The sequence below is a fragment of the Gardnerella sp. DNF00109 genome, from assembly GCF_049262845.1.
Classification (GTDB): Bacteria; Actinomycetota; Actinomycetes; order Actinomycetales; family Bifidobacteriaceae; genus Bifidobacterium; species Bifidobacterium vaginale.
Genome location: NZ_CP058406.1, coordinates 774,509 through 787,952 on the forward strand (window position 1 = coordinate 774,509; position 13,444 = coordinate 787,952).

Genomic DNA, 13,444 nt, shown 5'->3' on the forward strand with positions numbered 1-13,444 from the left:
GTTCTGAAGATAAGTGAGGTGTTTTGTGTACGAAAGCTATGCACGTAGAGGAGTTTTGCAAGTTGGTGAAAAAATCCAATTCACCGATAGAAAAGGCAAGCGAATCACAGCACAGCTTACTAAAGGCGGAGTTACACAAACCGAACACGGCATTATTTTGCACGACGATGTTATTGGCAAAACTCAAGGTGTTGTAGTAACAACAGTTAGCACAAAACGTGATTTTGAGCGTAGCAATAAGCAGCTTGACGCATCTAAAGAATCAAACAAGCCATGGATGGCAGCCCGCGCAATAGGCGGATGGGATTATGTAGTTATGCGTCCGCGATTGGCGGATTACGTTTTATCTATGCCAAGAGGCGCTCAAATCATGTATCCAAAAGATATTGCACAAGTGATTTCTTTAGGAGATATTCGCTCTGGAATGCGTGTTTTAGAGTCGGGAGCAGGATCTGGCGCGATGAGCTTAAGTCTTTTAGACGCTGTTGGTCAAATTGGTGAGCTTACAACAATAGAGCTTAGACCTGATTTTGCTAGAATCGCGCAACTAAACGCAACAATTTACTATGGCGAAAAACCAGAATGGTGGAATCTTTTAACTGGAGATTTTGACTCAGTAGCAAAGTCTCTTCCAGAAGGCTATTTTGATCGCATTATGCTAGATATGCTTGACCCTTGGAACAGGCTTGAACAGGCTTATAGAGTTATTGCTCCAGGTGGAGTATTGGTTGCGTACGTAACAACTACAACGCAAATGTCTAGAATGGCACAAAGTTTGCGAGCTTCGGGAGTTTGGACAGAACCAGAGATTCAAGAAACTTTAGAAAGAACTTGGAAAGCACAAGATTTAGCAGTTAGACCAGATCACGCAATGATAGGTCATACTGGTTTTCTGGTTATTTCGCGCGCAATGGCGCAAGGATTTAATGCGTTAAAAAAGCGCGATCGTGCTACAAAAGATACTGTTAGCGATATTGATGACTTAACTCCCGAAGAGCGCGCAGAACAGTTAGAAGACTTGTCTCTTAGAGATATATCCGATAGAAAGCTTAGAAAAGTCCTTAGAGATTTAGATTTGCAAATCGCACAATTACCTAACTCAAATCCAAAGCCTGATAAGGCTTAACTGAAGACTGAGGAGATTAAAATGGCGGCGTCAATCAAAAAAATCGTTAAAAAAGTAAAGCACGCAAAATATGTGCTGCTACTAATGCGCCACGCAAAAGCACAGCCGCCAACAATGGGAGACGATTGGGGAAGGGACCTTAGCGATAAAGGTTTAAAACAAGCAAAAATAATGGCAAAAGGTTTGCAATCTCTAAAGCTTGTTCCAGACTACATTATTTGTTCAAGTGCAAATCGCACCGAACAAACGATGCACAAAATGCTTAAAAAGTTCGGAGATTCTCCAATAGTAGCGTCAAGAAAAAGCTTATATGATGGCGGAATGCAGTCTGTAATGGATGAGCTTTGTGCGATTAGGAGCGATTCTAGAATAACAATGATTATTGGTCATGAGCCAACAATGTCGATGGCTGCGCAATGGCTTTCTTCTCCAGATTCAGATCCTGATATATTAGGAACAATGCGACTCGGGTTAGCTAATGCTTCGATTATTGTTTTAGTATCCGACGTACCTTTTGCATCTTGCGGTTTGCGAGGAGCTAAAGCGTTGGGAATTATAACCCCAAAGGATTTTGAATAGTAAAATACGCATAAATTTGCATAAAATCCTTATAAAATTTGCATAAAATCCACACGAATCATCTGCATAAATCTGCATATAAGTTTAGGTTATAACGACACCCCCAAATAGCTAATGACCTCATTAAGCCAAATGTTTGCTAGGCTGAATCAGGTTGTTAATTATTTGGAGGATATATGCATACTGTTCTTACGTCCGTACAGGGATTTCCACGAATCGGCGCAAATCGCGAGCTTAAAAAAGTTATTGAACGCTATTGGAAAAAAGACACAACTCTAGAAGAAGTAAGACAAGTTGCAAAAGATTTGCGCAAAAAGCATTGGAAAATCCAAACAGAATCTGGAATAGAACTTATACCAAGTAATGATTTTAGCTATTACGATCAAATGCTAGACACAGCAATCTTGCTTGGTGCAGTGCCAGAACGGTACAAGAATCTAGAGTTTGAAAATGCAGAAGATACGCTTTTTGCAATCGCACGCGGATATCAAGGTGAACGCGGAGACGTAACAGCGCTTCCAATGAAAAAGTGGTTCACAACCAACTACCACTACATTGTTCCCGAAGTAGAAAATCCGCAAGATTTGCATTTAGCTGGCACAAAACCATTCGACGAGTTCAATGAAGCAAAAGCACTCGGAATTGAAACAAAACCAGTGTTGATTGGACCATACACCTTCTTAAAACTAGCGCGCACCCCGCAAGCACAAGAATTAGAAGCAAACAAAGAGACGATTGAAGCATTAGCAAACGCGTATTGCGATATTGTAAAACGATTTGCAAGTCTTGGAGCAAAATGGTTGCAATTCGACGAACCATACTTGTGCTTAGATAAAGAAGATGGAGATTTAAGGATTTTTAGCGACTTATATAATCCGATTCTTCAAAGCAGATTTGAAAGCGCGGATAATGCTGAAAACGTTAAAATTTTGCTTAACACTTATTTTGGCAATATTTTAGACTCGTACAAAACACTAAACGATTTGGCATTTGATGCAATTGGCTTAGATTTTGTAGAAGGCAAAGAAGAAAACCTTGAAGCTTTGCAAAAATATGGAGTAAACGAGAAAACAACTATTTTTGCAGGAGTTGTAAACGGCAGAAACATTTGGAAAAATGATTACGCGCAAAGCCTTGGCTTGCTAGATGCTTTGCAAAAAAACGTTACTAATCGCATAGCTGTTTCCACTGCATGCTCGCTTTTGCATGTTCCATTTAGTACGGATGGAGAAGAGCTTGGCGAAGACGTATTAAAGCATTTTGCGTTTGCTGTAGAAAAGTTGAAGGAAGTAAGCGAAATCGCTAAGCTTTGCGTTTTGAATGATGATGAGCTTAAAAATAGCGAGGAATTAGCGCAAAATCAGGCATTATTCGATGGGTCTAGAGTAAAAGTAGACGAAAATGTTAAAGCGCGAATCGCAAGTCTTAAGCCAGAAGATTTTGAGCGAAAGCCATCTCGCGCGGAGCGTCAAAAATTACAAAAAGAAGCATTAGGATTGCCTGATTTGCCTACAACAACTATCGGATCCTTCCCTCAAACAAAAGAAATAAGATCGATTCGAGCGCTTTATAGAAAAGGCGAAATTAGCAAAGAAGAATACAACGCGTTTATTGCCAAGCAAATAGACGAGTGCATAGAACACCAGGAGCGCATTGGCTTAGACGTTCTTGTACATGGCGAATTTGAGCGAAACGACATGGTTGAATACTTCGGCCAGCATTTGCACGGATTTAAGTTTACAAAAAACGCTTGGGTGCAGTCTTATGGAACTCGATGCGTAAAGCCTCCAATCGTTTGGAGCGACGTTTCTAGAGCGCAGCCAATCACAGTAGAGTGGAGTGCGTATGCTCAAAGCCGCACAAACCATGTTATGAAAGGCATGCTAACGGGGCCTGTTACGATTCTTAACTGGTCTTGGCCTCGCGAAGATATTACGCACGAAGAGCAAACTCAGCAGCTTGCTCTTGCTATTCGAGATGAAGTCTTGGACTTGGAGCGTGCTGGAATTCGCGTAATTCAAATCGATGAGGCAGCGCTACGAGAAAAGCTTCCGCTTAGACGCTCGGATTGGCATAAGAAGTATTTGGACTGGGCGATTGCAGCTTTCCGTCTTGTGCACTCTGCCGTAGCTGCTACTACGCAAATCCACACTCATATGTGCTATTCGGAATTCAACGACATTATTCGAGACATTGATGCAATGGATGCGGACGTGATATCGTTTGAAGCTTCGCGCGGAGATCTAGTTGTTTTGGACGCTATTCATAACGCGAACTTTGAAACAGAAGCTGGCCCTGGTGTTTATGATATTCACTCTCCTCGCGTTCCTAGCGAAGATGAGATTGTTAACAGGATTCACGAGATTTTGCACAAAATGCCAGCAGACAAGCTGTGGATTAATCCAGATTGTGGCTTGAAAACTCGCGGAAATGCAGAAACTTGGGTTAGCTTGCAAAATCTTGTTTCGGCAGCTAAAAAAGTTAGAAGCGAATTGGGCGGTAGTCTAAAATGACGTACAAACCAAAGTTTTCGCTAGAGGTGTTTCCGCCTAAAAGAACATCTCCAATAGGTACGATTTACGACACTTTAGATGGCTTAAGGGGATTGGATCCAGATTTTATATCTGTAACTTATGGAACTGGAAAATCTTCGGATCGAACTGCTACTGCTAGAATCGCCAACACTATTCGATCGGAGTATGGCATTAAAACTGTTGCTCACTTAACAGCAAGATACTTGGATTATGACGATGTTGACGAAGCTTTAGATATGTTTGATAAGGCAGGCGTTAGTGGCGTTTTAGCTTTGCGCGGAGACGTTATTGAAAATCAGAATGCTGCTGGAGTATTTAATCACGCAAGCGATTTAGTATCATATATTCACTCAAAGCGCCCAGATTTGCCTATTTTGGGTGCATGCTACCCAGAAAAACATCCAGAAGCTGCTACTTTGCAAGAAGACATCGATAATCTAAAGCGAAAAGTTGATGCTGGAGTAACTCACTTGATTTCGCAACTTTTTTACAATAATGATGACTTTTTGCACTTTAGGGATTTAGCTAGAAAAGCTGGCATTAACGTTCCAATTGAAGCTGGAGTTATGCCTGTTGTAAATGCTAATCAAGTTAAGCGAATGACAAAAATGTGCTCTTCTAAAATAAGTGAGCCAGTTTTAGCAATGATTGAGCGATGGGGAAGTAACCCAGAAGTCTTGCAAGACGCTGGAAGCATATTTGCGTCTCAACAGATTAACGATTTAGTTGCGGAAGGCGTAGATGGGATACACTTGTACACAATGAATCGTCCTGGTGTTACCAGAAGCATTTGGTCAAACGTTAAGCCACTTTTTACTAAGATAGTGTAAATTTGTAGATTTGTGGTGCAGTGCAAGGATCATGTTGTACTGCACCACAATGTACAGTGGCGTTATGAGCAGTCAAAAAAGCAGTAATAGCGATCTAGATCATAATTTAGGCACTGATTTAAAACAGCATGCGGATTTTAATTTAAGTTTTGCTAAAGAAACTGACTTATCATACAGAACTCTAGTTAAAGCTGGATTTGCTCGTCCAGAATCTGCTCGTAAAACCATAGAAGATATTTGCAAAAATTGTGAGAATAACTCAATTAATGTGCTCAAAATCTTAGAAAGCATAAATAGAGTAGAAGATCCAGATTACGCAATTTTAGCGTTTAAAGATATATATCAATCTCAGAAAAAAACTGTTGAAAATATTGCGGAGAACTCGAATAATTCATTAATAACAAGCACACTTGCGTCTTTAATGCAAGTTCTTGGAGCATCTAAATCATTTGCGATGCTAATGAGAACGCACACCGATTTAATAAACGCTGCAGCAAATGACCCAAATCACTTACTACACATGACTTTAGAAGAACGTGTTTCGGATTTACTTCAAGCTATTCAATCTTATAGTGCAACAGTAGTAAACGAAGAAAAAGATGACGAAAAGAATTGCAATTCGTGCACTGTTCCAATAAGCTCTATGCCTTTTGCACAAGCTGTTTGTGCTCTTAGAGCGAGATATCGCCAGCATATTGCCGCAATTATGGCATATGATTTGGCGAGCGCAGACCCTGTAGAATTACAGCCAGACATAAGTCGTAAACTTTCGGATGCTGCGGATGCGGCTCTTGAAGCTGCGCTTGCGATTGCGCGCGGGCAAGTTTCTGGATCTTGTTGCTGCAGGTTTGCAATAATAGCAATGGGAAAATTGGGAGCGCAAGAAATAAACTACGTTTCAGACATTGACTTAATATATGTAGTAGAACCAACTAATGGCGTTAAACAAGATGAAGCTTTGCGAGTTGGGTCTTCTATTGCACTTGTTTTGCAAAAAGTGTGTCAATCGGTTGTTATGGGTTGTGCGGAGCCACCATTATGGCAAATTGATACAGCGCTAAGACCAGAAGGCAAAGATGGACCTCTTGTTAGGCGCTTGGAATCACATCACGAATACTACGAAAAGTGGGCAAGTAGCTGGGAGTTTCAAGCATTGCTGAAGTCGAGGCCAGCTGCAGGAGATGCGCAGCTAGGTAAAGATTATAGACAAATGGCAGATTCGCTTATTTGGAAAGCGTCTGGTAGAGAACACTTTGTTGCAGATTGCCAACATATGCGACAGCGAGTAGAGTCTTTGATCCCTGTGTCTCAGCGAGATTTAGACATGAAGCTTGGGCGCGGAGGATTGCGAGATGTTGAGTTTACAGTTCAAATGCTGCAACTTGTGCACGGAAGTGAAGATAAGTCTTTGCGAGTTAGAGATACTTTAGGCGCGCTTAATGCACTATCTGCTGGAGGATACGTTTCTAGGTCGCAAGCTGCAATTTTGGCAGAACACTACCGTTTTGAGCGTGTTCTTGAACATCGCCAGCAAATGTGGAGTATGCAACGCACTCATTTATTCCCAGATTTAGGTGCCCAAGGAAATGGTGGATTAGATCGCGCTAGAAGCATTAGTGCGGAAGAGCTTAACAATAACGAACAAATCAGGCGTCTTGCTAGATCTGTTAGACTTAAGCCAGAAGAGCTTGTTGCACGATTCGACAAAGCGCGCCGAGAAATTAGGCACTTGCATAAAGATATTTACTACCGTCCAATGCTGCCAATCAATGCGCAAACGGATGCGGATCCTATTGTGTTGTCTGCAGAAGCTGCTCGCGCTCGCTTTGCATCGATCGGTTTTGCTGATGCAAAAGCTGCACAAATGCATGTTGAAGCGCTTACTGATGGACTTTCACGCGCTGCTAAAATCCACAGAATTTTGCTCCCAGCAGTGTTGAAATGGCTTGGAGAAGGGCAAAATCCCGACATGGGTTTGCTTGCTTTTAGGCGACTTTCCGAGCGTTTTGGTGGAAAAAACACATATCTTGGATTTTTGCGTGATTCTCCTAGCGCAGCTCGCAGGCTTTGTCATGTTTTGTCTGATTCGCGTTATTTAGGCGATGCAATGATGAAGTCTATACAGTCAATAACTTGGCTTGGAGACGATTCGGCTCTTACACCTAGAGGCAGAGAAAGTCTAGATATGCAAACGCGAGCAATGGTGGCAAGATATTCAAGCAGTATTGCGGATTTTGCACAATTTTTGCGCGCTTTAAGAAGGCAAGAAATTGAGCGAGTAGCACTTGCTTGGATGTGCGGGATTATCGACGATGATACTTCTATGCAAGCGATGAGTGATGTGTTTGATGCTGTACTTGATGCTGCCCTGCAATGGTCTATGAAAGATGCGTCTTTAAAAATGGGCTTAGATGAGAGCAAAGCTTCGATTGCCATTATTGCCCTAGGACGTTATGGCGGAAGGGAAGTTAACTTCTGCTCGGATGCGGATATGATGGTTGTTTATAAGCCGACGTCTAATGGTGATGATTGCAAGATTGAATATGATTCCGTATCTGATCTTGCTCACCGTTTCGCGCAGACTACTGTAGACATATTGCGCAATATTCTGCAAGGTCCTCTTACTTTAGAACCAAAAATCATGGTCGATTTAGATTTGCGACCAGAAGGTAAAGATGGTCCGCTTGTGCGTTCTCTAGAATCGTGTGAGCATTATTACCAAAAGTGGGCTAGTACGTGGGAAAATCAAGCACTTTTGCGCGCGCGTTTTGCTGCAGGGTCGAAAGATTTGGCAGATGATCTGCTAAGCGGAGTAGTAAACGACTTGCGCTATTCACCAGATGCTCTTAGCGAATCTCAATTGGCGGAAATTCGTAAGCTTAAAGCGCGTATGGAAGCAGAACGCTTACCAAGAGGCGTTAGTAGAGACAGACATTTGAAGCTTGGTCGCGGTGGTTTAAGCGATGTTGAGTGGACTGTTCAGCTTTTGCAATTGCAATATGCTGGAAAATACGAGTCCTTGCGAGTAGTTGGCACAATGCAAGCGTTGAAAGCGCTTAAAGAATTGAATTTGATCGAAGATGAAGACGCAAATGTGTTAGAAAAATGCTGGCATATGTGTTCTGCAGTGCGAAATGCGAACTTCTTGTGGTCTGGTTCCTTGGAGCGCGCGGATGTTATTCCAACAGACTCTTATTCTTTAGGCGGAATCGCAACTTATCTTGGGTACGATCCAAACCAAGGTCGCGTTTTTGAAAACGATTTAATGGCTGTTATGCGTCAATGCCGCGAAGTCATGTCCCGTCTCTTCTACTGTCGCTAATAGTTGACATTTTATTGTGTCGGTAAGTCTGACAAATCGTGTACAATCTACAAGGTCGCGTGTGGTCGCGGTCGTTTGCCAACTAGCGAAAGGTAAGCGGTTCTATTATGACGAACGCATTTTATGATTCTTCTAATCAGGTTTTTTCTCGTTGTGCAATTGCTCAATCGTTAGCAAACAAAAGCGTTGTTACATTAGACGATATTTCTACAGCTCAAATACGAATGCTATTAGATAAAGCACGATATATTGACGAGCACAGAAAAGAAGTGGCCCACACTTGCGATGGTAGAGTGTTGGCCACTCTTTTTTATGAGCCGAGCACGAGAACGCGACTAAGCTTTGAAACAGCAATGCTTCGCTTAGGTGGAAAGGTGATCGGTTTTGCAGGCGCACAGCTTTCTAGTGCAAGCAAAGGCGAAACGGTTAGTGACACTTTAAAAGTGGTGTCAAATTATGTAGATGTTGTAGCAATGCGTCATCCTAAAGAAGGTGCTGCATTTGTGGCGTCGCATGCAGGAAGTGTTCCTGTTGTTAATGCAGGAGACGGCGGCCATATGCATCCTACTCAAACTCTTGCAGATTTAGCTACAATTCTTGCACGATTTGGCAGGCTGAATAATTTAACAGTTGGTTTATGCGGAGACCTAACATACGGTCGCACTGTTCACTCGCTTATTGAAACTTTATGCCGCTTTGGAAACGTTCACTTTGTGCTAATTAGCCCAGATGAGCTTAAAACTCCTCAGTACGTAATCGACCGCATTAATGATACACCTTCGTGCTCTTACGAAGAAACGCACAATTTGATGGAAGTTATTGGCAGTCTAGACGTTCTTTACATGACTCGCGTGCAAGAAGAGCGTTTTACAGATCGCGAGCAATACTTGCGACTTCGTGACACTTACATTTTGACAGAAGAAAAATTGCAAAAAGCAAAATCTTATATGCCAGTGCTTCATCCACTTCCTAGAATTAACGAAATCGCTGTTGATGTTGATGACGATCCTCGTGCAGCATATTTTGAACAGGTTAAGAATGGCATGCTTATGCGAATGGCATTAGAAAGCTCTGTTCTTGGAGATGAGCTTCCAGGATATGAACCGACTGATTTTGTGAATGTTCCTAAAGATGAGTTGGAAGCTCACGATTCTCATGGAATTTCTTTGGCTAATCCTCGCGTTCACATATCTGACGAGAATGCTCCAGAAAATCTTATATGTTCTAACTCTCGTTGCATAACAAACAGTGAGTTGACTCTTAAGCGTAGATTCTATAAAGCTGAGTCAGATAGACATGAGTATCATTGCTTGTATTGTGATGAAGAATTGCAGTGAATTCAAGTAGAATACACGTAAATAACATAATTCAAAATCAACAATAAAACTGAATAAAAAATAGAAATAAGCAAAACTAGGAGCAATATGAACGACTCACGCATGTTAACCTTGCGAAATATTGCCGTTTGGGATACTGGCGAGCGAATCGATTTGGTTATAGATGGCGTTAGACAAGACGCTTTAATTGAGAAAAACGCTCGAATTTCGGGGGAAATTGATGCAAGTGATTGGATTGTTGCTCCTGGTTTTGCAGACCCGCACGTGCATTTTAGGGATCCTGGTCAGACTGATAAAGAAACAATGATGACTGGGGGCAATGCTGCTGCTGCCGGAGGATATACGAATGTGTTGATTATGCCAAACACAATTCCAGCTGTTGACGGTGAGCCTTGGAATGATGCTCCTTTTGATGTAGAAAACGTTATAGATTTTTTGCAAAGATACGGGTGTATTTATGGCGTAAAACTGCCAGTACACTACGATTTAAGTGTTTGTGCTTCAATAAGTAGGCAAGGTTTAAAACCAAGCAATATTGAGCTCTGGAAAAAATATGTTCATGGTGTTGATGATAATCAAAAAACTTCGCCTATGAAAAAGCATCCAATTACTGCAATAAGTGATGATGGTTCTGCTGTTACAAATTCGATTTTGCTAGACGTTCTTAAAATGGCGAAAGAAACAGGATTACCGCTTCTTGAGCATTGTGAGCACCATGATTATGGTTCGGTAAACGAAGGACCAGTTGCTAAAATTCTAGGCGTTGGCGGAATTCCTGCATCTACAGAGCTTGCGATTGTTAATAGGGATATAGAAGCAGTTCGCAAAACAGGTGTTCACGTGCACTTCCAGCATGTTAGTACGGCTGCTGCTTTTGAAGCTATTCGCAAAGCCAAGAAAGAAGGTTTGCCGATTACTTGCGAAACAGCCCCACATTACGTTGCTCTTTGCGATGAGGATGTGCTTAAGTATGGGTCAATGGCAAAGATGAATCCACCGTTAAGATCTAAAGCGGATCGACAGGCAACTCTTGCTGCTATTGCAGATGGCACTATAGACATGATTGCCACAGATCATGCTCCTCACACAGCAGGTGATAAAGCTGGCGATTTTGCTAATACTCCAAATGGGATTATTGGTTTGGAATGTGCTTATGGCGTATGCCGTAAAGTGCTTGTTGACGCGGGGTATACGGATGATAAGCACTTAATTGAACTTATGTCGATTAATCCTATGCAATTTATGAGTAGAAGGCCTACAGATGTTGCAGCTTTGCTTAACGTGTCTTCTCGTTGCGCCGTGAGACGAACATTAAAATTAAGTGAAACTGAACATCCAGAAAATATTGATTTAGTGCTTATTAATATGCGTGAAAAATGGAGCGTTGATGCGAATTCCTTCCATTCAAAGGCTCGTAATACTCCGTTTGAAGGATGGCAGTTACAGGGAAGACCAGTGGCTACTATTGTTGGCTCAGAGATCGCCTTTTCTCGTATGTAATTTGTGTATTTTATAAGTCGTGTTTTATAAGTAAAGACAAAGACTAAAAACTAAAAAATAGTTTGCGGCTAGTAGAGGAACAATATGGACGAACTGATAGAAGAAATAGCAGCGAAGCAAAACCCTACTGTTGTTGGATTAGATCCAAAGTCTGGGATTTTGCCTGCGCAAATTTTAAGTGGATTATCTGATGAAGTTTTGCAAGAAGTCGAAGATGAAGAGGCTTTGCCAACCTTGCTTGCTGCATCGTACTTTGAGTTTAATCGTGCGATTATTGATGCGATTTACGACATTGTTCCAGCTGTTAAGCCGCAAATTGCAATGTATGAGGCGCTTGGTTCCGCTGGAATAGACACTTATGCTATGACTTGTGATTATGCAAAATCACGTGGGTTATTTGTTATTGGTGACGCAAAACGAGGCGATATTGGTTCCACGGCAGCTCAGTATGCAGCACATTTGCGAGGATTCGCTAATCTTGATTCGTATTTCAAAGATGATTCTTACGATTTTAACGAATCTTTAGTTAATCTTCTTAAAAGCGCTAGTACAAAAGATGTGTGGCACGAGGATTCGCTTACTGTAAACCCGTATATGGGTTCAGATGGTGTTAAGCCATTTATAGATGAGGCAGTAGCGCGTAATAAAAATATTTTTGTTCTTCTACGCACATCTAATCCTTCTAGCAAAGAGCTTCAAGAACTTGTTGTTGAAGATGGCAAACCAGTTTATGAGCATATGGCAGGTTTGATAGAAAAATGGGGTGAATCAAATATTGGGACTAGAGGGTATTCGCGAGTAGGAGCAGTAGTGGGAGCAACGCATCCAGAAGAAGGTAAGCGTTTGCGCGAGATTATGCCGCACACTTTCTTCCTTGTTCCAGGTTATGGTGCACAAGGTGGAACGGCACAAGATGTTTCTGGAATGTTTGATGAAAATGGTCGAGGTGCAATAGTGAATTCTTCTCGCGGAATTATTGGTTCTTGGCGAAAATCGCAAGATTATGTTAAAAACAAGTCTTCTCTTTCTCTTAATAATATTCTTGAGATTGTATCTGATTCTGCTCGCAAATCTGCTTTAAACATGAGGGATGATTTAAGACAAGCAGTATATAAATAAATCGTGTGTTAGTGTTAATGCAAAGCGAATCACAATTCGGAAATGTTTCAAGGTCATTGTGTCAAAATTGTGAATATGCGCGTGTAAAAACAATTATGCATGTATAACTAAATATAACTAAAACTAAAAATAGCTAAAGATAGCTAAATTACGCAACGATACGACTACATAAGGTAGGGTAAAACTAGATGAGTGATGGCATGTTTATTCAAACTCGAAAATCTTTGAGAAACGCCATATTTACGTTACGTGAAGACGCTTATGATTCTTCGGGCGCAGATTCTTTTAGTGCAAAAAGTTTGCACGCTAATGATTTAAAATACACTCGTCTTTTAGGTCGCCGTGCTATAGAAGTTCTTGATAATCAAAAGCTTGATGAAGGTGTGTATCGCTTAGTTTTGCGCGATGATGCTATTGCTAAAACTGCCACTCCTGCGCAATTTGTTAACTTATATTCTCCAGATTCTACGACTATGCTTCCTCGACCATTTGGTGTTGCAAGCGTTGATGGAGATACTTTTACTCTTATTTTTGCTGTGATTGGTAAGGGCACTGCCGAGTTTGCGCAGCTTAAAGCAGGAGACACTGTAGACGCTTTAGGACCATTAGGATTGGGCTTTGATATTTCTAAGCCAGCGCACTATGTTCTTGTAAGCGGGGGATTGGGTGTTCCTCCTTTGATTTGTGCTGCACAGGCGATTGCAAAAAACAAGAATTGCAAAGTGACTGCGGTTCTTGGATATCGCGATAATCATTTTGCTGACTCATTTATGAAGGAATACGTTGATAATGTTTATAGCATTAGCAACGCGCAAGGAACTGTTATTACTTTGCTTAATGAACTAGAGCAAGAAAATCATTTTGATTTTAATGGCGATTTGCCTATTGTTGTTCTTTCTTGCGGTCCTATGCCAATGATGAAGGCTGTAGCTCATTGGACGCATGAGCGTAATGTTAAATGTCAATTAAGCCTAGAAGCAAGAATGGGATGCGGATATGGAACTTGTGTTGCTTGCGTTGTAGATACTTTAGAAGGCAGACTTAAAGTTTGTAACGAAGGACCAGTGTTTGACTCTGAAAGATTAGGCTGGGAGTAA

General features: G+C 41.4%; 9 protein-coding genes. All 9 read left to right on the plus strand.

Annotation, left to right across the window (positions count from 1 at the left end):
• Positions 1 to 25: 25 nt before the first annotated feature.
• The 9 genes from HXT20_RS02950 to HXT20_RS02990 all read left to right on the plus strand — a co-directional run bounded on the left by HXT20_RS02950 (position 26) and on the right by HXT20_RS02990 (position 13,444).
• Positions 26 to 1,126 carry a tRNA (adenine-N1)-methyltransferase gene (locus HXT20_RS02950; RefSeq protein ID WP_048730251.1) on the plus strand — a complete coding sequence of 367 codons (1,101 nt, stop codon included), beginning with the start codon at positions 26 to 28 and terminating at the stop codon, positions 1,124 to 1,126.
• A gap of 21 nt (positions 1,127 to 1,147) precedes the next feature.
• Positions 1,148 to 1,705: a SixA phosphatase family protein gene (locus HXT20_RS02955; protein ID WP_004117220.1), complete on the plus strand. Its 558-nt coding sequence runs from the start codon at positions 1,148 to 1,150 to the stop codon at positions 1,703 to 1,705.
• Between the two features lie 176 nt (positions 1,706 to 1,881).
• Complete coding sequence (metE, locus tag HXT20_RS02960) at positions 1,882 to 4,218, plus strand: 5-methyltetrahydropteroyltriglutamate--homocysteine S-methyltransferase (RefSeq protein WP_116437794.1); 2,337 nt, start codon at positions 1,882 to 1,884, stop codon at positions 4,216 to 4,218.
• Positions 4,215 to 5,069 (plus strand): methylenetetrahydrofolate reductase [NAD(P)H], encoded by an 855-nt coding sequence (gene metF, locus HXT20_RS02965; protein WP_004111779.1) that lies wholly within the window; start codon positions 4,215 to 4,217, stop codon positions 5,067 to 5,069. The genes metE and metF overlap by 4 nt, the downstream gene beginning before the upstream one ends.
• Before the next feature lie 49 nt (positions 5,070 to 5,118).
• Entirely contained in the window at positions 5,119 to 8,391 is a 3,273-nt protein-coding gene (locus HXT20_RS02970; RefSeq protein WP_174143019.1) for a bifunctional [glutamine synthetase] adenylyltransferase/[glutamine synthetase]-adenylyl-L-tyrosine phosphorylase, read from the plus strand.
• Positions 8,392 to 8,498: 107 nt separating this feature from the next.
• Positions 8,499 to 9,728, plus strand: coding sequence for an aspartate carbamoyltransferase (gene pyrB, locus HXT20_RS02975; RefSeq protein ID WP_422114446.1), 1,230 nt, complete (start codon positions 8,499 to 8,501; stop codon positions 9,726 to 9,728).
• 87 nt (positions 9,729 to 9,815) lie between these two features.
• Positions 9,816 to 11,228: a dihydroorotase gene (locus HXT20_RS02980; RefSeq protein ID WP_422114447.1), complete on the plus strand. Its 1,413-nt coding sequence runs from the start codon at positions 9,816 to 9,818 to the stop codon at positions 11,226 to 11,228.
• A gap of 84 nt (positions 11,229 to 11,312) precedes the next feature.
• Positions 11,313 to 12,347, plus strand: a complete 1,035-nt coding sequence (gene pyrF, locus HXT20_RS02985; protein ID WP_422114448.1) for an orotidine-5'-phosphate decarboxylase — start codon at positions 11,313 to 11,315, stop codon at positions 12,345 to 12,347.
• A gap of 188 nt (positions 12,348 to 12,535) precedes the next feature.
• Positions 12,536 to 13,444, plus strand: coding sequence for a dihydroorotate dehydrogenase electron transfer subunit (locus HXT20_RS02990; protein ID WP_422114449.1), 909 nt, complete (start codon positions 12,536 to 12,538; stop codon positions 13,442 to 13,444).